The organism is Stenotrophomonas sp. PFBMAA-4 (assembly GCF_030053215.1).
Classification (GTDB): domain Bacteria; phylum Pseudomonadota; class Gammaproteobacteria; order Xanthomonadales; family Xanthomonadaceae; genus Stenotrophomonas.
Genome location: NZ_JASGBW010000006.1, coordinates 122127 through 142927 on the forward strand (window position 1 = coordinate 122127; position 20801 = coordinate 142927).

At 67.8% G+C, this 20801-nt stretch carries 15 protein-coding genes; 6 read left to right on the forward strand and 9 right to left on the reverse strand.

The window, feature by feature from the left end:
- Positions 1-77 precede the first annotated feature (77 nt).
- A complete protein-coding gene (locus QMZ26_RS06300) occupies positions 78-2234 on the reverse strand; it encodes a DUF11 domain-containing protein (RefSeq protein ID WP_200732583.1) in 2157 nt (718 codons plus the stop codon).
- Between the two features lie 323 nt (positions 2235-2557).
- Between QMZ26_RS06300 and QMZ26_RS06305 the strand changes: the two genes are divergently transcribed.
- Positions 2558-2911 (forward strand): helix-turn-helix transcriptional regulator, encoded by a 354-nt coding sequence (locus QMZ26_RS06305; RefSeq protein ID WP_283220918.1) that lies wholly within the window; start codon positions 2558-2560, stop codon positions 2909-2911.
- An 18-nt stretch (positions 2912-2929) separates the two neighbouring features.
- Here the strand turns inward: QMZ26_RS06305 and ung are convergent, their stop codons facing one another.
- From ung to rhlB, 5 genes are all read right to left on the reverse strand, one after another.
- Complete coding sequence (ung, locus tag QMZ26_RS06310) at positions 2930-3643, reverse strand: uracil-DNA glycosylase (RefSeq protein WP_079223795.1); 714 nt, start codon at positions 3641-3643, stop codon at positions 2930-2932.
- 10 nt (positions 3644-3653) lie between these two features.
- Entirely contained in the window at positions 3654-4496 is an 843-nt protein-coding gene (locus QMZ26_RS06315; protein ID WP_108747506.1) for a response regulator, read from the reverse strand.
- A gap of 7 nt (positions 4497-4503) precedes the next feature.
- Positions 4504-5451 carry a permease-like cell division protein FtsX gene (gene ftsX / locus QMZ26_RS06320; protein WP_283220921.1) on the reverse strand — a complete coding sequence of 316 codons (948 nt, stop codon included), beginning with the start codon at positions 5449-5451 and terminating at the stop codon, positions 4504-4506.
- Positions 5452-5454: 3 nt separating this feature from the next.
- Positions 5455-6141 (reverse strand): cell division ATP-binding protein FtsE, encoded by a 687-nt coding sequence (ftsE, locus tag QMZ26_RS06325; RefSeq protein ID WP_079223801.1) that lies wholly within the window; start codon positions 6139-6141, stop codon positions 5455-5457.
- A 194-nt stretch (positions 6142-6335) separates the two neighbouring features.
- Positions 6336-8063, reverse strand: coding sequence for an ATP-dependent RNA helicase RhlB (gene rhlB / locus QMZ26_RS06330; RefSeq protein ID WP_283220922.1), 1728 nt, complete (start codon positions 8061-8063; stop codon positions 6336-6338).
- A gap of 525 nt (positions 8064-8588) precedes the next feature.
- Between rhlB and trxA the strand changes: the two genes are divergently transcribed.
- Positions 8589-8918, forward strand: coding sequence for a thioredoxin (gene trxA / locus QMZ26_RS06335; protein WP_025878607.1), 330 nt, complete (start codon positions 8589-8591; stop codon positions 8916-8918).
- Positions 8919-9145: 227 nt separating this feature from the next.
- The gene (gene rho / locus QMZ26_RS06340) at positions 9146-10906 is read left to right on the forward strand and encodes a transcription termination factor Rho (RefSeq protein ID WP_283220923.1); all 1761 of its coding nucleotides are present in this window, start codon (positions 9146-9148) and stop codon (positions 10904-10906) included.
- A gap of 143 nt (positions 10907-11049) precedes the next feature.
- Here the strand turns inward: rho and QMZ26_RS06345 are convergent, their stop codons facing one another.
- Together QMZ26_RS06345 and QMZ26_RS06350 are read right to left on the reverse strand one after the other, a co-directional pair.
- Positions 11050-12054, reverse strand: coding sequence for a hypothetical protein (locus QMZ26_RS06345; RefSeq protein WP_283220924.1), 1005 nt, complete (start codon positions 12052-12054; stop codon positions 11050-11052).
- A 202-nt stretch (positions 12055-12256) separates the two neighbouring features.
- Positions 12257-14788, reverse strand: a complete 2532-nt coding sequence (locus tag QMZ26_RS06350; protein ID WP_283220925.1) for a glycoside hydrolase family 3 protein — start codon at positions 14786-14788, stop codon at positions 12257-12259.
- A 341-nt stretch (positions 14789-15129) separates the two neighbouring features.
- Here QMZ26_RS06350 and QMZ26_RS06355 point away from each other — a divergent pair, with 341 nt between their 5' ends.
- Positions 15130-16137 (forward strand): LacI family DNA-binding transcriptional regulator, encoded by a 1008-nt coding sequence (locus QMZ26_RS06355; RefSeq protein ID WP_283220926.1) that lies wholly within the window; start codon positions 15130-15132, stop codon positions 16135-16137.
- Between the two features lie 137 nt (positions 16138-16274).
- Here QMZ26_RS06355 and QMZ26_RS06360 read toward each other — a convergent pair whose 3' ends face one another.
- Positions 16275-16559 (reverse strand): hypothetical protein, encoded by a 285-nt coding sequence (locus QMZ26_RS06360; protein WP_283220927.1) that lies wholly within the window; start codon positions 16557-16559, stop codon positions 16275-16277.
- Positions 16560-16626: 67 nt separating this feature from the next.
- On the opposite strand from QMZ26_RS06360, the gene QMZ26_RS06365 reads away from it, so the two are divergent.
- Both QMZ26_RS06365 and QMZ26_RS06370 read left to right on the forward strand, forming a co-directional pair.
- Entirely contained in the window at positions 16627-19614 is a 2988-nt protein-coding gene (locus QMZ26_RS06365) for a TonB-dependent receptor (RefSeq protein WP_283220928.1), read from the forward strand.
- A gap of 111 nt (positions 19615-19725) precedes the next feature.
- On the forward strand, positions 19726-20742 hold the full coding sequence (locus QMZ26_RS06370; protein WP_283220929.1) for a cupin-like domain-containing protein: 1017 nt from the start codon (positions 19726-19728) through the stop codon (positions 20740-20742).
- Positions 20743-20801: the final 59 nt, after the last annotated feature.

The following is a 20801-nucleotide window of genomic DNA, read 5'->3' on the forward strand; positions in this document are numbered from 1 at the left end:
TGCAGGCATCCGGCATCGGTGGTCCTGTCCTTCCCCCGCGCAGGGCATTCCCCGCGCGCACTGCACTGCACCGCGCGCTAGTAGGCGCCCGGGTTGTTGCTGAAGCTGACCGGCACGCTGATCGTTGCCTGGCCACCGTTGACCAGGTTCACGCCCACGTTCACCGCATTGCCGCCTGCCGCGCCGCCGCTGGCCGCCGCGCAGGTACTGCCGCTGGTCGCACTGCACGTCCACGCGCCACGCAGGGTGGTGCCGTTGGGCAGGGTGTCGGTGACCGTCGCATTGGTCACCGCATCGGGCCCGTTGTTGACCACCTGCAGCGTGTAGGTCGCGGTGCCGCCGGGCGTATAGGTGCCGCTGCCATCGCTCTTGGTGATCGACAGATCGGCCTGGCGCGTGCGGTTGGTGATGCGGCACACCAGGGTGGTGGCGGTGGCGGTCATCGCCGGCGCCTGCAGGGTGAAGCTGCCGCCGCTGCCCGACGAGACCACGGTGTTGTTCTGGTCGGTGCACTGCCAGGTGCTGGCATAGCGGGTCAGCGTGGTACCGGCCGCCGCCGCCTCGGCCAGCGCATAGCTGCCGCCAGGCACGGTGATGATCGCCGCGGTGGCGCCGTTGTTGCCGACGTTGCTGGCCGAGCCCACCGTGCTGCCGTTGTAGGTGATGGACAGGTTGAAGCGACCGCTGTCGCTGGTCGGCTGCAGGTCCTTCACCAGCTGCAGGGTGGCGGCGCAGGCCTGGGTCACGCCTTCCACGGTGAACACCGCCTGGCCTACGCGGATGCCGAGCAGGGCCAGCAGGTTGTCGACCACGCCGCCGAGCACCGCGGTCAGCACCGGCGTCACCACCGCATTGACCAGCGTGCGCACCGGCGTCAGCAGCGTGTTGACGATGCCGTTGACCAGGTCGGCCACCGGCAGTGGCAGCGACAACGAGCCCAGCAGCGTCACCTGTGGATTGCCACTGATGAGCTGGATGTTGAGTGAGTTGACCAGCGTGGAGACCAGCGTGGCCGCGCTGACGGTGCCAGCCGTGAGCGTGCGTGTCTGTGGGTAGGGCCCGGTGAAGCTGGCGCTCTGCAGGCCCGGTGTCGCCGTGGCAAAGCCACGGATGCCCACCGCGATCGGGATGGTGATGTCGGCCACCGGCACCGTGGCGCCCAGCAGGGTCACGCCCACCCGCACCTTCACGCTGAGGTTGGTCAGGGTGGCGGTGGTCAGCGCCGTTTCGGTCAGCACCGTGCTGCGATTGAAGAAGGTCGCATCGCTGATCTGGCCGACATACAGGTTGACCAGGCCCGGACGCGCCTGCAGGGTCACCGCGTTGCCGACCAGGTTCACCGCCGAGATCGACCCTTCGGCGCGTGCGACATCGGCGTAGACCTGCAGGTGCAGCACGTCGGCGCTGATGCTGGTGTTGGACAGCGAGACGCCGAGCAGGTTGAGGCCATTCAACGCGGCGGTCAGGGTACCGGTGTTCAGGCCCTGCACCAGGTCCATGTCGAGCTTGATGCGGATGGCCGCGCTGTGGAATGCGGCGCCGACCGTGCCGCAGTTGTAGCTCGGCGGTTCGATCACCTGCGCCCACAGGCGCACGTTGGCCACGCCGTTGAGGCCCAGGGCCGCGGTGTTCACCGTGATCGGGGTCGGCGTGGTCAGCACGTTGCGGAAGTTGTAGAGCTGCACGCCGCCGGTCAGCAGGTCGAGCACGTTCAGGCGCACCGTGGCCAGTGAACCGGTCGGCAGCGCGACCTGCAGGATGTCGGCCAGGCGGATGCTGCCGGAGGTGCCGGCCACGCCCAGCGGCAGCACGTTCAGTACGTTGGCCGCAGCGGTCTGGCCATCGGCCTGCAGCACCTGCACCATCGCCGCACGCAGCTGGCCCAGGGTGATGTTGGTGTTGAGCACCTGGCTCGGGTCGCTGACGGTGACGCCGCCATTGAGCTGGGTCAGCAGTGCATTGAGGTTGACGTTGGCGCCCGCCAGGCTGTTCCAGTCGGCGACGCTGAGCGTGAGACTGGTGCCCGGCAGCAGTGCGCTGAACAGCAGGTTGAGGATCGGGCTCTGGGTGGAATCGACCGACACCAGGCGCGGTCCAGCGCTGACGCAGGCCCCGGCGGTGCAGGCGGACTGGGCCTGTGCGCGGCCCAGGCAGGAGAGCACTGCCAGCACCACAAGCATCACCAGCGCCTGCCAGCGCAATGACGATGCTTTCACGCCCTTCACATTAACCATGCATCGTTCTCCGCCGATTTTTGGCAGAGGCACGCCGTGGCGACGTGATCAGCGCGTCGTCCTGGAGTAATCGCTCCGCCGGTGTCGCTCCCTGCGTGGGACTGCGTTCATTTCCGGTTCGGTTCGATTAATCCGGGGCAACGAAAGGCCGTCAAACAAGACGGCGTGAAATCGGGGGGAAGAGGCGCTTGCGGGCGCGCAGGAACGACGCGCAAGCCTCTTGAAGTGCAGAAAGGGACAGCAATTCTGTACACGCAGACAAAGTATTGCTGTCAGGGAAGCAGCGCTTACCGAACATGGAGAGGGGGTGAAATATGCAGGCTATGTGCGACAGAATCCGCCGGGCCCGACTAACGGCTGGCCTTTCTCAAACACAGTTGGCGTTGCATTGCGGGGTTCGCCGCAGCGCCGTAGCTCAGTGGGAACGTGACGGCGGTACCGTTCCCAGTGTGCAACATCTCTCGAAACTCGCGATTGTGACGCAGGTCCACTTTGAGTGGCTGGCCACCGGTCGTGGCCCCGGGCGTCCGGAAGACGGCGAGCTGGTCGCTCCGGAATCTGTCGCAATCGACCCGGCACGCAGCCCGCAGGAAAGCGCGATCCTGTCCCTGCTGCGGCGACTGCCGCCACGCAAGCGCCAGGTCGCCCACGCCATCATTGAAATGCTGACCGAGTAGGGTCGAGCCCGCGCGCCGTCAGAGACTGGCGCGTGGTGGCAGTGACCAATCGATCGGTGCCTGGCCCTGGCGCTGCAGGTACTCGTTGGCCATCGAGAAGTGGTGGCAACCGAGGAAGCCGCGGTGCGCCGACAGCGGCGAGGGATGCGGCGACTTCAGCACGCGGTGGCGACGGGTGTCGATCACCTTGCCCTTCTTCTGCGCATACGCGCCCCAGAGCATGAACACCAGGCCGTCGCGCTCGCGGTTGAGCACGTCCACCACGTGGTCGGTGAAGCCTTCCCAGCCACGCCCCTGGTGGGCACCGGCCTGGCCCTCCTCCACCGTCAGCACGGCGTTGAGCAGCAGCACGCCGCGCTGCGCCCAGGGCACCAGGCAACCGTGGTCGGGGCGGGCGATACCGAGGTCGCCCTCGATTTCCTTGTAGATGTTCAGCAGCGACGGCGGCACCGGCACGCCCGGCGCCACCGAAAAGCTCAGGCCGTGGGCCTGGCCGCGGCCGTGGTACGGATCCTGGCCCAGGATCACCACCTTCACCTGCTCGAAGGGCGTGGCGTCGAAGGCGGCGAAGATCTGCGGGCCCGGCGGAAATACCGCTGCACCGGCAGCCTTGCGCTGGCGCAGGAAGGCGGACAGCTCGCGCATCTGCGGCTGCAACAGGTAATCACCGACATGCTGCTTCCAGCTCGGTTCCAGCTGGATCGCCGGGGTGTCCACTACGTCATCCATCATCACGCCACTTCTATCGCAACAGGGGTCCATCGTTCAAACGCGCCAGCCGCAACTGGAACAGCACCTTGGTCACCAGCAGGCGCTCCTCGATCGGCTTGAGCACCAGATCGTTGGCGCCGGCCTGCAGCAGCCCGGTCTGGTTGTGCGGGTTGCCGTCGCCGGTCATCACCAGCACCGGCAGGCGGCGCTTGCCGTAGCCGAAATCCACGCGCACGCGCTGCACCACGTCGCGGCCGCTCAGCTCACCCTTCAGGGTGACGTCGGTCAGCACCAGGTCGATGCGGTGGCGGCTGCGGCCCAGCGATTCGGCGGTGAGCAGGGTGAAAGCTTCCTCGGCGCTGACCACGTGCATCACGTTCAGCTGCTGCCGCTCGAGCATGCGTTTGGTCGCTTCGGCCACCACGCGGCTGTCCTCGACATAGAGGATGGTGGCGCCGGGAATGGTCTGCGGCTGCACGTAGCCGCGGATGAAGGTCGCCAGCGCCTCGTGGCCGAGCGCCTTGTCGAAATAGTCGGTGACGTACTCGGTGAAGCGGCGCTGTTCCAGGTGCTGCTGCGCGTCGCCGGAGACCACGATGACCGGCACGTAGGCCTGGCCGGCGGCTTCGCGCACGCGCTTGGCCAGCGCCAGGCCGTCGCCATCGCGCAGGGTCAGCGAGGTGGTCACCAGGTCCACCGGACCCTGCTCCAGCACCTTCTGCGCCTCCTCGATGCTGTCGCAGCCGATCACCTCCACGCCCGGCAGGTCACGCTGCAGGACGTCGGCGATCAGCCTGCGCACCAGCTTGGAACCATCGACCACCATCACCCGCGTCGCGGGCCCTTCAAGGTGCTTCAACGCTTGCGGTTGCATGCCGGTCTCAGGTGTCGGTGGGGCGGGTCTGGCGGAGGAAGTGGCCGGTCACCAGCCAGGCACCCAGCCAGCCCAGCAGCAGGGTGCCGAGCAGCACCAGGCTGCCATGCAGCAGGTCCAGGCCGTGCAGGACGAAGGGGCTGCCGTAGCTGCGCGACAGTTCGGCCAGCGGCGTGCGCAGGGCAGCACCGGCGACGCTGATCAGGGCCAGCGCGACCGCACCGGCGCCCAAGCCATACCAGGCACCCAGGTACAGGAACGGGCGGCGGATGAAACCATCGCTGGCGCCCAGCAGCTGCAGCACGCCGATTTCCTCGCGGCGGGCCTGGATGTCCAGGCGCACGGTATTGCCCACCACCAGCGCGGCACCTGCACCGAGCAGCGCCGACAGCACCTGCACCAGGCGCGCACCGAAGGCCAGCCAGGCATCCAGGCGCTGCCGCCACAGGGCATCGTGCTGCACCAGGTCGGCACCGGGCAGGCTTTCCAGCGCGCGCGCCAGGCGGGCGTCATCCTGCCCCTGGCCCGGGGTGACCACCAGCAGCGACGGCAGCGGGTTGTCGTTGAGTGCGTCGATGGCTTCGCCGAGGCCGGAGTCGCGCAGTTCCTGCAGGCCCTGTTCGGGCGTGCGCACGGTCACGTTGGCCACGTCCTGGCGGTCGCGCAGTTCGCCCGCCAGGCGAAGCGCGCCGGGGCCATCGACATCGGCCTTGAGGAACACGTTGATGTCGCGCGACTGCTGCACGCTGCCGGCGAACTGCTTGAGGTTGTCCAGGGCGATGGAAAGCCCCAGCGGCAATGCCAGCGCCAGCGCCATGACCATCACCGTCAGCAGGGTGGCCCACGGCTTGCGGCAGGCGCGGCCCAGGCTGAACACCACGCTGTGGGCATGGTGATGGAACCACACGCCCAGGCGCGACGGTGCGGCGGTTTCGCTGTTTTCGTTCTTGCCCATGCGTTACTCCGCCAGGTCCTGCGGCGAGATGTCGTCCGCCAGCCGGCCATGGTCGAGGATCAGCACGCGCTTGCGCATGCGGCGCAGCAGCGGCAGGTCGTGGCTGACCACCAGCACGCTGGTGCCGCGCGAGGGCAGCTCGGCGAACAGGGCCATGATCTCCGCCGCCAGGGTCGGGTCGAGGTTGCCGGTCGGCTCGTCGGCCACCAGCAGCTTGGGTTCGCCGACGATCGCGCGGGCGATGCCCACGCGCTGTTGCTCACCGGCCGACAACTGCGAGGGCAGTGCCTTTTCGCGGTGGCCCAGGCCCATGCGTTCCAGCACCGAGCGCACGCGCTTGGCGATATCGCCGCGGCGGGTGCCGCGCAGGATCAGCGGCAACGCCACGTTCTCGGCGATGGAGCGGTCCATCAGCAGGCGGTGATCCTGGTAGACCGCGCCCACCGCGCGCCGATGGCGCGGGATGTCACCGCCGCGCACCTTCAGCAGGTTGCGCTCGTCGAACACCACCGCACCGCGGCTGGGCCGCTCGTCCAGGTGGATCAACTTGAGCAGGGTGCTTTTGCCCGCCCCGGAATGGCCGGTGACGAACAGCATTTCGCCGGGGGCTACTTCGAAGCTGACATCGGTCAGGGCTTCGTGGCCACCGGCGTACTGTTTGCTGACATTGTCGAAGCGCAGGACACTCATGCCCCGATTATGCAGGACCGGCGCGACGGATCGGTAGCGCCGGGCCATGCCCGGCGAAAACCTTCCGGTCCGGTGGGTGCCGACCGTTGGTGGTGGGTGCCGACCGTTGGTCGGCACGCCGTTAAAGCCACCCGACCAACGGTCGGGCGCTACCGGTCGGTTTGGTGGGTGCCGACCGTTGGTCGGCACACCGATCAGCTGCCCGACAGCATCCGGCGGATCTTGCGGCCGATACGGGTCAGGAACGAATCACCGGTGTCGGCAGCGGTACGCACCGGCTTGGCCACCACCTGCACCGGGGTGACCGGGCTGGCGCCATTGCCGGCGGTGTTCTGCGCGCCCTCGGCACCTTCGACCGGACGGCCGTGGCGACGACGACGACGCTTGCGCGTCTTGTGCTCGCCATCGGCGGCACCTTCCGGTGCGCCTTCGGCACGCGGCGGGCGCGGCGGACGCGGGGCCTGGGCAGCGGCGCCTTCGGCACCGGCAACCGGCGCGGCAGCAGCCTGCTCGCCTTCCACGCGCGGCTTGCGCGGGCCACGCGGACGGCGTTCGCCACTGCGCTCACCGTCGCGGCCACCACGGCCACCGCCGCCGCTGCCGGAACGGCCGCCACTGCGGCCACCGCCACGACGCTCTTCCTCGGCGGCGCGGGCTTCGCGCGCTTCGCGGAAGATCTGGCCGACGCTTTCGTTGTCGTCGCCTTCCTCGCCTTCGGCCGGGGCCGGGCGTTCCGGGCGCGGCAGCGGGGTCATCAGTTCCTTGGTGACCGGCTCGGACGGAATCTTCTGCTCGATGTAGGCCTCGATGTCCGGCAGGCCCATCGCGTAGCGCTCGCAGGCGAAGCTGATCGCATCACCCTCTTCGCCCAGGCGCGCGGTACGGCCGATGCGGTGCACGTAGTCTTCGGCGTCGAACGGCAGGTCGTAGTTGTAGACGTACTTGATGCCATCGATGTGCAGGCCGCGGGCGGCCACATCGGTGGCCACCAGGATTTCCAGCTGGCCCTTCTGGAAGCGGTTGAGCAGGCTCTCGCGCTTCTTCTGCGGCACGTCGCCGGACAGCACGCCGACGCGGTAGCCGGCCTTTTCCAGCGAACGCGCCACGCGCTCGACGAACACCTTGGTGTTGACGAAGACCATGGTGCGCGCGCCTTCGCTGCGCGACAGCAGGCCCAGCAGCAGCGGGATCTTCTCGTCATCGGCCGGGAAGTAGATGCGCTGGCGCACGCGCGCGGCGGTGATGGTCTCGGCTTCGACCACCAGCTTCTGCGGCTCGTTCATGTGCTCGTAGGCCAGCTCCAGCACGCGGTGGCTGAGGGTGGCGCTGAACAGCAGGGTCTGGCGGGTGGTGCGCTCGGGCATGCGGCGCAGCAGGAAGCGGATGTCCTTGATGAAGCCCAGGTCGAACATGCGGTCGGCTTCGTCCAGCACGCAGATCTCGCAGGCGTGCAGCGAAACCACCTTGTGCTGCTTCACGTAGTCGATCAGGCGGCCCGGGGTGGCGATGATCACGTCCACGCCCTGCTGCAGCAGTTCGCGCTGCTTGTCGTAATCGACGCCGCCGTAGACCAGGGCGAAACGCAGGCCCAGGTCGGAACCGAACTTCACCGCATCCTTGTGGATCTGGATGGCCAGTTCGCGGGTCGGCGCCAGGATCAGGGCGCGCGGGTCTTCCGGCTTGCGGTCGGCCAGTGCCGGACGCGTCAGCAGGCGGTTCACGACAGCGACCAGGAAGGCCAGCGTCTTGCCGGTGCCGGTCTGCGCCTGGCCGGCAACATCACCGCCGGGCAGCGCGACCGGCAGGGTCAGCGCCTGGATCGGGGTGCAGCGGGTGAATCCGGCTCCTTCAAGGCCGGCCTGCAGGGCCGGATGCAGCTCGAAGGAGGAGAAGGTCAAATCGGTCAGCGGTTTGTCGCTCATGAGTCCGTCTTGGTATGGCCGCCGGCCCACGGGGCGGCTGGCACTTCATCGTCTAGGGGCACCGTCGCAAACTGCGGCCCCTGCGGCGGGTTGGCAGGCGGGGACCACCCGGTCCGCACGCCGCACAATGCCCCAGTTTAACGCACTCGGGCCGGCAAACCGGAACCGCCCGTCTCATGGGACCGGGAGACGGCGCCCCCCCGCACGGGGCCTTCACCCAGCCACACGCCACTTGAACGGCCCTGTGCCGGCCACTGGCCCTGCCCCGGTGCCACCCCCATCTCCTCGAAGACAGTGAAATCCGACACATACCGGGCTGGGACACGATCACGATACGCTGGGTTCCAGCCAGCAACTGTCCCTGCCGCGCGATAGGGGTACACTGCCGGCCGTGAGCGTCCAGGCATCCCGCCGAACGCACCGCGGCAGACCGCCGCGAGGCAACGACGAGGGTCGCGCCACCGGGCATGGCCCAGTTCACCCACCTCCGGCCTGGCCGGGTGCAATCCAAGACGAGAAACCAAGATGAGCGACAAGGTTGTACACGTCGGCGATGCCGACTTTGATAGCGCCGTGCTGAATTCCAAGGAACCGGTGCTGGTCGATTTCTGGGCAGAGTGGTGCGGCCCCTGCAAGATGATCGCCCCCGCGCTGGACGAACTGGCCGACGCCTACCAGGGCCGCGCCAAGATCGCCAAGGTCAACGTCGACAACAACCGCGCGCTGGCCGCCAAGTACCACGTGCGTTCGATCCCGTACCTGGTCGTCTTCAAGGACGGCGAAAAGGTCGGCGAGCAGATCGGTGCGGTGGGCAAGGCCCAGCTGGCCGGTCTGCTGGACAAAGCCCTGGCCTGATCCTGATGTTCCACGGCAGCCGCTGACCGCGGCTGCCGCTGGGCGCCCGGCGCCCGCATGAATGCAATACCCGGTGACCCTTGCACGGCGCCGCTGGCCGATGATAGTGTCGGCATATCCGGCCGCGTTCGCGTGCCGCACCCTCTGGACGCAGTTTCTTCCAGACCCATTCCCAACGTTCGCCGCCCCAGCCGGGCGCTCGCACCTTCAAGCGAGGAATAACGCTCTTGTCCGATAACACTCCCGAAACCGGCAGCGCCGATGCGCCCGCCGAAAAGCGCGTGCGCAAGCCCCGCGTGAGCAAGGCAGCCGCTCCGGCCGCCGCCGAAACCAGCGCTGCGCCCGCGCAGCCGACCCTGCCGCTGGCACCCGCGCCCGAAGCGCCGGCACCGGCCGCAGCCGCCCCCGCGCCGAGCGCGCCCGCTGCTGAAGCCCCCGCCTCCGGCGGCGGTGATGGCGGCGAAGGCCGCGAATCCGGCCAGCCCCGCCAGCAGAACCACCAGGGTGGTCAGGGTGGCGGCCAGAACCAGGGCCAGAACAACAATCCCTACAACCAGGGTGGCCAGAACGGCCATCAGGGCCAGGGCAACCGCCGCGACCGCTTCCGCAACCGTCGCGACCGCGACCGTGGTGGCCGTGGCCGCGATGACGGCATGCCGCAGGACGGTGGCGAGCAGCAGCCCTTCGTGCCGCGCCCGCACGCCAACGTGCCGGAAGGCTTCCCGGTCTACTCGCTGAGCGACCTCAAGCGCATGCCGGCGCAGAAGCTGCTGGAAATCGCCGAGCAGCTGCAGATCTCCGAAGGCGTCGCCCGCGCCCGCAAGCAGGACGTCATTTTCGCCCTGCTGAAGGTGCTGACACGCCACGGTGACGGCGTCGCCGCCGACGGCGTGCTGGAAATCCTGCCCGACGGCTTCGGCTTCCTGCGCGCGGCCGAGGCCAGCTACCTGGCCGGCCCGGACGACACCTACATCTCGCCCAGCCAGATCCGCCGCTTCAACCTGCGCACCGGCGACCACATCTCCGGCCGCATCCGCTTCCCGAAGGACGGCGAGCGCTACTTCGCGCTGAACATCGTCGACACCATCAACGGTGAGCCGATCGAAGCGTCGAAGAACAAGGTGCTGTTCGAGAACCTGACCCCGCTGTTCCCGCGTCGCCGCTTCACCCTGGAGCGCGGCAACGGTTCCTCGGAAGACATCACCGGCCGCATCCTCGACCTGATGGCGCCGCAGGGCAAGGGCCAGCGCTCGCTCATCGTCTCCCAGCCGAAGGCCGGCAAGACGATGATGATGCAGCAGGTGGCCACGGCCATCACCACCAACCACCCGGACGTGCACCTGATCGTGCTGCTGATCGACGAGCGCCCGGAAGAAGTGACCGAAATGCAGCGCACCGTGCGCGGCGAGGTCATCAGCTCGACCTTCGACGAGCCGGCCGCGCGCCACGTGCAGGTGGCCGAAATGGTCATCGAGCGCGCCAAGCGCCTGGTCGAGCACAAGAAGGACGTGGTGATCCTGCTGGACTCCATCACCCGCCTGGCCCGCGCCTACAACAACGTGGTGCCGAGCTCGGGCAAAGTGCTGACCGGCGGCGTGGACGCCAACGCCCTGCACCGCCCGAAGCGCTTCTTCGGTGCCGCGCGCAACGTGGAAGAAGGCGGCAGCCTGACCATCATCGCCACCGCGCTGGTCGACACCGGCTCGAAGATGGACGAGGTGATCTACGAAGAGTTCAAGGGCACCGGCAACAGCGAGGTGCACCTGAGCCGTCGCATCGCTGAAAAGCGCGTGTTCCCGGCCATCGACATCAATCGTTCGGGCACCCGCCGCGAAGACCTGCTGATCGAACCGGAACTGCTGCAGAAGATCTGGATCCTGCGCAAGCTGCTGCATCCGATGGATGAAATGGCCGCGATGGAATTCCTGCTGGACAAGATGAAGAACACCAAGTCCAACGACGAGTTCTTCGGTTCCATGAAGCGATAAGAAGAAAGCCCCGCACTGCGGGGCTTTTTTTGGGCTTTCGCGGCGGCAGGCATCCACGCATGGCGTGGATCTACTTCGTTCGCCGGGCTGGCCCGGCGGCGTGGATCTACCGGTAGCGCCGGGGCATGCCCGGCGAGATGCCTCTATGCGCAGACCTCGCGCGGGTCCAGGCCGAGGTCACGGCAGATGCGGTCGTGGGCAAGGCCGGCACAGCGCAGCGTGCCGCCCAGCATTTCGCTGAGCATGCTGCTGCCGCGATAGGCCAGGTAGCACCACGGTTCGACCGGCACCTTGCCGCCCTGCGCCTTCATCACCACGCGCGCCTCGTCCCAGGCACCAACAAGGTAGAGGGCCAGGGCGAACTCGGCGCGATGGCGGCGCTCACGCGATGAGGTGCAGGACGCCAGCGCGCGCTCCAGGCCGGCGGGCTGCACGTCCAGCCAGTCCAGCAGCGCCTTGCGCACCAGGTCGGCCAGGCCGGGCACGTCGGCGGTGCGCACCACCCCGACGATCTCCAGCGGCGCATCGCACTCGTCCATCCACGGGTAGGTCCATTCCACCACGTGCGCCGCGATCGCCGCATGGGCATCGCGGCCGCGCGGGGCGTTGTCACTGATCCAGCGCAGGTACGCCCACATCTCCTCGTCACTGCCGTCCCACTTTTCCATGCTGGCCTTGGCCAGCATGTAGACCGAGGGTGCGTGGTACGGCGCCAGCGCCATCACCTGCGCGAAGCGCTCGCTGCGCGCCTCACGTTCGATGTCGCACACCACGTCACAGTGCAGCAGGCCATAGAACGCCAGCGGCGGTGCGTCCGCACGCTCGGCCAGTGCCTTGAACAGCCGCTGCGCCGCCTGGAACTTCAGCGGGAAGGCGCGCCGGCGCGCTTCGGGGATTTCATGGAAGTAGGTTTCGCCGCGCAGGCGCCATCCTTCGCCCAGCTCGGCAAAGGCCAGCAGCAATGCGGCATCGATGGAATCGGGCGCGTGTGCGTGCCATTGCGCGGCGAGCGCAGGCGCCTGCACCTGCTTGCCGAGGTAGGCGTAGAAATCCACCTGGCTGCCTTCGTGGAGCTCGGCCATCATCGCCGAAGCCTGCGCGTACGCGCCCTGCCGCACCAATTCAAGCAGCGCGCGTGCTTCGGTCACGCACGTGACATCGATGGTGGAACCATGAGGCTGCAGCCTCACGCTCTGGAGTAAACGGCGCATGGTCGTCCTTGTCTGTGGATCCGCACGACACGCGGATCGCTTCCTGGTGCGCCAGTTTAACGGCGCACCAGGACACGTGGACGGAACGGCATCAAGCTTTGATCCGCTCGCCGGCCATCACCCGGCGCCACCGCGTGGCTTACGGGCAGGCCACCGCACCCTCGGCATTGGCCGTATTGGCGGTCAGCTTGACCTGGGTGAACGCTGCAGCGAACGGCGTGTCGGCGGTCACCACGAACGGGGCTTCCACCGCGCCCAGTGCCACGCCCTGCTTGGCGAAGCACGCCAGCGGCACGGTCACCGTCTGTTTCTGGCCGGGCGAGAGCTTGGCCAGCAGCGGCGCGATATCCACCCCACCCTCGCAGCCACTGCCGCACTGCATGGTCACCTTCACCGGCGAGGCCGGGCGCTTCACCAGCTGCACATCGAACTGCAGCGCGCCGTTGCTGCGTGCCAGTGCGCCCAGGTTGCGACGCGAGGTGCTGCGTGCGATCAGCTGCGCGGGGGCCAGCCAGGTCACCTCCTTGGCGTCCTGCTGGGTGTTCACCTGCACGGTACGCACCTGCACCACCGGCTTGGCGGTGGGCCAGCGCAGCGTGGCGTTCAGATCGCTGCCCAGCGGCTGGGTCGCACCCGCGGCGGCCACGTGCAGGGCGAACGGCGGCGTGTCGGCACGGTTGAAGATCGGCAGCACGGTCACTTCACCGCAGCTGTCCGGGTTGGCTTCGTCCAGGCGCGCGACCTTGCCGCCCTTGGCGTAGCTCAGGCCATAGCCCAGCGCGAACAGCGACGGCTTCTTCGCATCAGGCTGGTCGATCGGTGCCGGGCACGGCACGCCCGGCCACGGGAAGCTGAGGCGGCCACGGAAGTCGTGCGCGGGCTTGCCGCCCTTGCCCGCCACCAGCACGTCGGTCACGCCCTTGCCTTCGGTGCCCGGCAGCCAGGCCGCGACGAAGGCGCTGGACAGGTTCAGCAGGTCGTTGGTGTACATCGGCCGGCCGGACATATAGACCGTCACCACCGGTTTGCCGGCCGCTGCGGCGGCCTTCAGCACGGCCAGGTCCTGCGGATAGGCGCGGCTGTGGCTCACCGTGTCCGAGGCGAGGATGTCGCCGTTGGTTTCCGCATACGGCGTCTCGCCGATCACCGCCAGCACCACGTCGAATGCCTTCGGATCGATGCCCTGGCCATCGGCGCTGAAGCTGACCTTGTCCGTACCCAGTTCGGCGCGCAGCGCGCCCAGCACCGAGTCGGCGTTGGGGAAGTCGGCATTCCTGTTCTCGGTGCCCTGCCAGGTCAGCGACCAGCCACCGGACTGGTCACCGATGTTGTCGGCGCCCTTGCCGACTACCAGCACGCGCGCGTCGCGGCGCAGCGGCAGCACCTTGCCTTCGTTCTTCAGCAGCACCAGCGATTCGCGCACCGCACGCCGCGCCAGCTCGCGGTGCTGCACGGCAGTGGCATCACCGGCATAGCGGCTGTCGGACGGCTTGTGTTCGAACAGCCCGGCACGCAGCTTCACCCGCAGGATGCGCGTCACTGCGTCATCAATGCGTGCCATCGGGATCTCGCCCTTCTGCACTTGCGCGGTGGTGTTGTCGATGAAGGCCTTCCAGTCATCGGGCACCATCACCATGTCGATGCCGGCGTTGATGGCCTGCGCGCAGCTGTCGTTGCGGCAGCCCGGCACCTGGGCGATGCCGTTCCAGTCGGAGACGACGAAGCCGTCGAAGCCCATCTTGTCCTTCAGCGCATCGGTCAGCAGGGCCTTGCTGCCGTGCATCTTGCCGTAGTCGATGCCGGCGGCACGGTCGTTCCAGCTGTTGAAGGAGGCCATCACGGTCTGCGCGCCTTCGGCCAGCGCGCCGTAGTAGCCCTGCGCATGCACGTTGATCATCGTCGCCTTGTCGACCAGCGCCTCGCCCTGGTCGCGGCCGCTGTCGGTGGCGCCGTCGCCCAGGTAGTGCTTGGCGGTGGTGATTACGTTGCCGTCATCCTTGAAGGCGCCCTGCGCGCCCTTCACGTAGGCGTGGGCGAAGCTGCGGATCACTGCCGGGTCGGACGAATAGCTTTCGTAGGTGCGGCCCCAGCGCGGGTCGTGGGCCACGGCCAGGGTGGGCGCGAAGACCCAGCCGATGCCGGTGGCGCGCACCGACCGCGCGGTCGCCTCGCCGATGCGCTCGATCAGTTCGGGATCACCGGCGGCGCCCAGGCCGATGTTGTGCGGAAACAGGGTCGCGCCCAGCACGTTGTTGTGGCCGTGTACCGCATCGGTGCCCCAGATCACCGGCACCGGCGTCTTCGCATCGGTGGCCAGCGAGGCGGCATGGTAGGCATCGGCCAGCTCCAGCCACGCCTGCACGCTGGCGTGCTTGTTCATGCCCGGCCACGAGCCGCCGCCATTGAGCACCGAGCCGATGTAGTAGCGGCGTACCTGCTCCGGCGTGATCGTCTTGATCTCGGCCTGGGTCATCTGCCCGATCTTCTGCGCCAGCGTCATCTGCGAAAGGATCTGCTGCACGCGGCTTTCGATCTGCGCGTCGGCGGTGATCGCGCTGTGCACGCGCGGCCAGTCCTGCAGACGTTCGCCGCTGGCCGGTGCGGCACCGACCGGCGCGGCAAGGGCGGCCAACAGGCAGCTGGCAAGAAGGGTCTGGGTGTGGCGATTCACTGGGCTCTACCTCCGTGGATGAAATTCCTGGCGCGCGTGTCTGCGACCGCACGCCGGCATGGGCGCTTGCGCACCGCTCCTGACAGCGCTGTCATATAAGGCGACCCCGCTGCTGTCAATCGTTGTTGGCGGGCAACGTGCCGGGCGTCCCGCAACCACGGGGCCTGGCGCATCATCGACGCGCCATCGCAGTGCGCGGGTGCTGCATCGCGACACGAAATCGGGACGTGCCAGCGCCCCTCCTGTCGTGGCACCATCCGCCTGCTTCGGCAACATCGACCGGGCCAGCACGCACTACCATCGCCGCGTGCCCGCCGCCTTCCAGGAGGAACCATCGCACCATGCGCAGTCGAATCGAGGATGTCGCCGCCGTTGCAGGGGTTTCGATCAAGACCGTGTCGCGCGTGCTCAACCATGAGCCGAACGTGCGCGAGCAGACCCGCGAACGCGTGCTGGCGGCGGTGGCGCGGCTGGGCTACAAGCCCAACCTGTCGGCGCGCAGCCTGGCCGGGCAGCGCTCGTATGCACTGGCGCTGGTCTACAACAATCCCTCGCGCAACTACCTGATGGAAATCCAGAGCGGCATGCTGGAAGCCTGTCATGCGCAGCACTACAACCTGATCCTGGGCCCGGTCGGCACCGGCCGCCGCACCCTGCCCGACCTGGCCGCGCTGTTCGAGAATTCGCGCCCCGACGGCGTGGTGCTGATCCCGCCGCTGACCGATGACGAGGTGGTGCTGTCCTGGCTGGAAGAACAGGACATTCCCTTCGCCTGCATCGCGCCACGCCATCCGGAAGGCCGCATCGGCGTGCGCATGGATGAAACCACCGCCGTGGTCGAACTGATCGGACACCTGGTTGCGCAGGGCCACCGCCGCATCGGCCACATCAAGGGGCCACGCGCGCATGGTGCCTGCCAGTGGCGCCACGCCGGCTACCGGCAGGCGCTGCGCGAGGCCGGCATTGCCTACGATCCGCAGCTGGTGGCCAACGGCCAGTTCTCGTTCGAGTCCGGCGTGGACGCGGCCAACGTCCTGCTCGACCTCGACGATCCGCCGACGGCGATCTTCGCGGCCAACGATGACATGGCCGCTGCGGTCTACCGCGTGGCCGGCGAGCGCGGGCTGCGCGTGCCGCGCGATCTGTCGGTGTGCGGCTTCGACGACACGCCGATTGCCGGGCACATCTACCCGGCACTGACCACCGTGCGCCAGCCGACCGCGCACATGGGCCGGCTGGCCACCGAGCAGCTGATCGAGCACATCCGCGCCGATGCTGCCGGGCGCATGATCACCGTCGAGCACGCGGTGCTGGAACGCGAGTCCACCGCCGCGCCGCGCCGACGCTGAGCCCTGCCGCAGCGGGCCAACGCGCCCGTTGTGGCGTCGCCGCACGTACTGTCCGCTGACAGTCGTCACCATGTCCAGAACCTGTCCTCCCGGTCAGTGATTCAAGTCATCCAGTGGACATGCACGACATCCACCGGTCATTGCCGTTGTCCAGCGCTGTCAGTCCTCTCCTCCCGCCATGCTGAAGCGCCCTGGCGCGGCATCCGCGCAGTTTCGTTCTGCACCGCACAACGTTTTTCCGCCGATCGATTGGCAGCGCTGTCATGCCTGAAAAAGCGCTGCAGATGCCGCAGCCAAAGGCAATTCATCGGCGTGAGCAGGTGCATGGCAACGGTTACATCGCGGCCCACGCAGGCGTTGGCCAGGCGCACTTGATGGCAGTTTGTTGACAACGCTGTCAACCGTCGCTCCAATCCGGCCATGTGCAGTAACCCGCGATCGAGACAACGCCGCAACGACACAACCGAATTCCCTGGGGAGGGAGCTTCCATGAAGACGTACAAGGCAGTACCTCGCAAGACGATGCTCACTTCCGCGCTGCTCGCAGCGCTCGCCGCACCGGCATGGGCGCAGGACGCACCTGCCGGCGACACGCCCGACCCGGCCACGCTCGATACCGTGCAGGTCACCGGTATCCGCGGCAGCCTGCAGTCGTCGATGAACCTCAAGCGCGACAGCCAGGGCGTGGTCGATGGCATCGTCGCCGAGGACATCGGCAAGTTCCCGGATACCAACCTGGCCGAATCGCTGCAGCGCATCAGCGGCGTGTCGATCGACCGCACCTCCAGCGGCGAAGGTTCCAAGGTGACCGTGCGCGGCATCGGCCCCGACTACAACCTGGTGCTGTTGAACGGCCGCCAGATGCCCGCGTCCAACCTGGGCAACGGCGGTGCCGGCCTGAACGGTTCGCGCTCGTTCGACTTCGCCAACCTCGCTTCCGAATCGATCTCCGCGGTGGAGGTGTACAAGACCAGCCGCGCCGACAACCCGGCCGGTGGCATCGGCGCCACCATCAACATCAAGACCCTGCGGCCGCTGGAATCGGAGCCGGTGATCAGCCTCGGCCTGAAGGCGGTCAACGATTCCTCCAACGACAACCTGCCGCGCACGCTGCAGGGGTCGAACGTCACCGGCGAACTGTCGGGCATCTTCAGCCAGCGCTATGCCGACGACCGCTTCGGCGTGGCCTTCAGTGCCAGCCACCAGGAGCGCGATTCCGGCTTCAACCAGGCCACCGTGGCCGAGGGCTGGGCGACGTTCTACGGCAACAACACCACCGATGGGCGCACCCTGCCGCAGCCGGGCCAGGGTTACTCGGACCGCATCACCAACCGGCCGGGCCCGAACGATGTGTATGGGCGGCCGCAGAACACCGCCTACAACGTCAACGGCGTGCAGCGCCAGCGCACCAACGCGCAGGCCACGTTCCAGTGGAAGCCGACCGACAATGTCACCACCACGCTGGACTACACCTATGTCGAGAACAAGGTGCAGCAGCAGCGCAGCGAGCTGTCGGTGTGGTTCAACTACGGCCCGGGCGACAGCACCTGGACCAATGGCCCGGTGGCCGCGCCGATCATCTACAGCGAAGACATGACCAATTCGGACGTGTCGATGGGCGGCGCGCGGCTGGCCACCAAGACCGGCATGCACTCGCTGGGCTTCAACGTGGACTGGGAAGTGAACGACGCCCTGGACCTGTCGTTCGATGCGCACAACTCCACCGCCGAATCGCAGCCGGACAGCCCTTACGGCTCGGCCGGCGTGCTTGGCGTGGCCGCCTTCGTGCGCGGCAAGACCACCGTCGACTACAGCGGTGACCTGCCGATCATCAACATCGCGCTGCCCCCGGGCGGCGTGCAGGCCTCCGATGCGCTGGTCACCGGCTCGGTGTTCCAGAACAGCTACAACAAGTCCGAGGTGCAGCAGTACCAGGGCCGCGGTACGTTCCGCTTCGCCGACTATTCGGCGCTGGATTTCGGCATCGGCCACACCCAGGTGGAGAACCGCTCGGCCTCGGCCATCATGCAGCGCAATACCTGGGGCGGCCTCGGTTCACCGGCCGACTATGCCGATGACATCTGGTACGCCGACAACATGGCCAAGTACTTCAAGGCCTTCTCCGGGCACAGCGATCCGCGCCTGACCGGCCAGTTCCTGGTGTTCGATTTCGACCGCCTGATCGACCGCGCCGCCCAGGTCGGTACCGCTGCCGACCCGGCCTGCCCGACCTGCTACTACGCACCGAGCGAGTACTCCGAAGACATCCGCACCACCGAGAAGACGCGCAGCGCCTTCCTGCAGTACCGCACCACCTTCGACTGGTCGATGCCGCTGCACGTGGCCGCCGGCGTGCGTTACGAGCAGACCGAAGTGGAATCCAACGCGATGGTGCGCGTGCCGACCGGCATCAGCTGGGGCTCGGCCAACGAGCTGAACATCGTCTACGCGCCGGAAAGCAGCTTCATCGGCGGCCGCGGCAAGTACGACTACGTGCTGCCCAACGTCGACCTGAAGCTGGACCTGAGCGAATCGCTGGCACTGCGCGGCAGCTACAGCCGCACGCTGGGCCGCCCGAGCTGGACGCAGATCCAGAGCGGCCAGTCGCTGGCCGACATCGTGCGCACCCAGGGTGGCAGCGGCAGCCGCGGCAACCCCAGCCTGGAGCCGCTGATCTCGGACAACTTCGACCTCTCGCTGGAGTGGTACTACGGCGAGGCCAGCTACGCCTCGGCCGGCTTCTTCCGCAAGAACATCAAGAACTTCATCAGCGACACCGTGGTGCGCGAGAACAGCGGCAACCTGCACACGCCCGTCGGCGGCGCCTACTGGAACGAGGCACTGGCGTCGTGCGGCGGCACCGACATGCCCTGCATCCGCGATTACATCTTCACCAACCATGCCGGCGACCCCGGCGTGAACTTCACCGGCGTCAACTCGGCCGGCCAGCTGACGGGCACCATCGAAGGCCTGCCGACCGATCCGATCGCCGGCTTCGACATCACCGTGCCGGCCAACCAGCACTCGGACCACCTGGATGGCTGGGAAGTGGCGGTGCAGCACCTGTTCGGCCAATCCGGCTTCGGCGTGGCGGCCAACTACACCAAGGTGAAGTCCGGGCTGACCTTCAACAACCTCAGCCTGGGCGACCAGTACCCGATGATCGGCCTGAGCGACTCGGCCAACCTGGTCGCGTTCTATGACAAGAACGCCTGGCAGGTGCGCGCGGCCTACAACTGGCGTGACAAGTTCCTCAACGGCATCGGCGGCCAGGGCCCGAACCCGAACTACACCGCGGCGTACGGCCAGCTCGATCTGAACATCAGCTACGCGGTGAGCGAGCAGCTGACCCTGAGCCTGGAAGCGATCAACCTGACCGACGAGACCATGCGCACCTACTCGCGCCACACCAACATGCTGCGCTACGCCACCCAGACCGGCCCGCGCTACATGTTCGGCGTGCGTTACAAGTTCTGACCGGCTGCAGTACTGTGGAGCCGAGCGTGGGCTCGGGTCTACAGGATCGGCTTGTGCACTGCTGTAGAGCCGAGCCCATGCTCGGCTCCACTCCGCTCCGGATACCCACGCATGCTGCCCCAGCCCCGCCCCATCGAAGAGATCCACGGCCTGGACCCGGCGCAGCTGCACGCGCAGCTGCCCACCTGGACCACGCCGAAGGTGATCCGTGGGCTGGTGGCGCACTGGCCACTGGTGAGGGCCGCGCGCCGGTCCGCCGCCGAGGCGGTGGCCCACCTGGCCGGCTTCGACCACGGGCAGATGCCGGTGACGGCGACCACCGCCGCACCCGACACGCACGGGCGGCTGTTCTACAACGAGGACATGAGCGGCTTCAATTTCCGCCGCGAACAGATCCCGCTGAAAGTGGTGCTGGCCACCCTGCTGAAGTACGCCAGCGATCCCGCGCCGCCGTCGATCTACGTCGCCTCGACCACGCTGGACAGCTTCCTGCCCGGCTTCAGCCAGGCCAACCCGCTGCACCTGGGCGTCGCCGATCCGCTGGCCAGCATCTGGATCGGCAACCGCTCGCGCATCGCCGCCCACCAGGACGTGCCGGACAACCTGGCGTGCGTGGCGGCCGGTCGCCGCCGCGTCACCCTGTTCGCGCCCGCACAGGTCGAGAACCTGTATGTCGGGCCGCTGGATTTCACCCCCGCCGGACAGGCCATCAGCCTGGTCGATTTCCATGCACCGGACCTGCAGCGCTTCCCGCGCTTCGCCCAGGCTTGGGAGCACGCCCTGGTGGCCGAGCTGGAACCGGGCGATGCGGTGTTCATTCCCTCGCTGTGGTGGCACCACATGGAAGGCCTGGAACCGTTCAACGTGCTGGTCAACAGCTGGTGGCGCCCGGTGCCGGCGTGGATGGATTCGCCGATGAACGCGCTGATGCTGGCCATCCTCGCCCTGCGCGACCTGCCGCCGGAACAGCGCGCGCACTGGCGCACGATGCTCGATCACTATGTGTTCGATGCGGGCGAACATACGGCCGCGCATGTGCCGCAGGATGCGCGTGGCGTGCTCGCGCCGCTGGATGCGGCGGGCGCCGAGCGCGTGCGCGATACGCTGCGGCGGCGCCTGCAACGCTGACACCGGGACACCGGGCCTGTCCCTGCGGAGGGCGAATGTGCCCATAATGGCGGCTCCCC

Bases quoted from the DNA above. Each gene is read 5' to 3' on its own strand.
- QMZ26_RS06300 (WP_200732583.1), bottom strand. From the start codon at position 2,234: ATGGTTAATGTGAAGGGCGTGAAAGCATCGTCATTGCGCTGGCAGGCG.
- QMZ26_RS06305 (WP_283220918.1), top strand. From the start codon at position 2,558: ATGTGCGACAGAATCCGCCGGGCCCGACTAACGGCTGGCCTTTCTCAA.
- ung (WP_079223795.1), bottom strand. From the start codon at position 3,643: ATGATGGATGACGTAGTGGACACCCCGGCGATCCAGCTGGAACCGAGC.
- QMZ26_RS06315 (WP_108747506.1), bottom strand. From the start codon at position 4,496: ATGCAACCGCAAGCGTTGAAGCACCTTGAAGGGCCCGCGACGCGGGTG.
- ftsX (WP_283220921.1), bottom strand. From the start codon at position 5,451: ATGGGCAAGAACGAAAACAGCGAAACCGCCGCACCGTCGCGCCTGGGC.
- ftsE (WP_079223801.1), bottom strand. From the start codon at position 6,141: ATGAGTGTCCTGCGCTTCGACAATGTCAGCAAACAGTACGCCGGTGGC.
- rhlB (WP_283220922.1), bottom strand. From the start codon at position 8,063: ATGAGCGACAAACCGCTGACCGATTTGACCTTCTCCTCCTTCGAGCTG.
- trxA (WP_025878607.1), top strand. From the start codon at position 8,589: ATGAGCGACAAGGTTGTACACGTCGGCGATGCCGACTTTGATAGCGCC.
- QMZ26_RS06355 (WP_283220926.1), top strand. From the start codon at position 15,130: ATGCGCAGTCGAATCGAGGATGTCGCCGCCGTTGCAGGGGTTTCGATC.
- QMZ26_RS06360 (WP_283220927.1), bottom strand. From the start codon at position 16,559: ATGGCCGGATTGGAGCGACGGTTGACAGCGTTGTCAACAAACTGCCAT.
- QMZ26_RS06365 (WP_283220928.1), top strand. From the start codon at position 16,627: ATGAAGACGTACAAGGCAGTACCTCGCAAGACGATGCTCACTTCCGCG.
- QMZ26_RS06370 (WP_283220929.1), top strand. From the start codon at position 19,726: ATGCTGCCCCAGCCCCGCCCCATCGAAGAGATCCACGGCCTGGACCCG.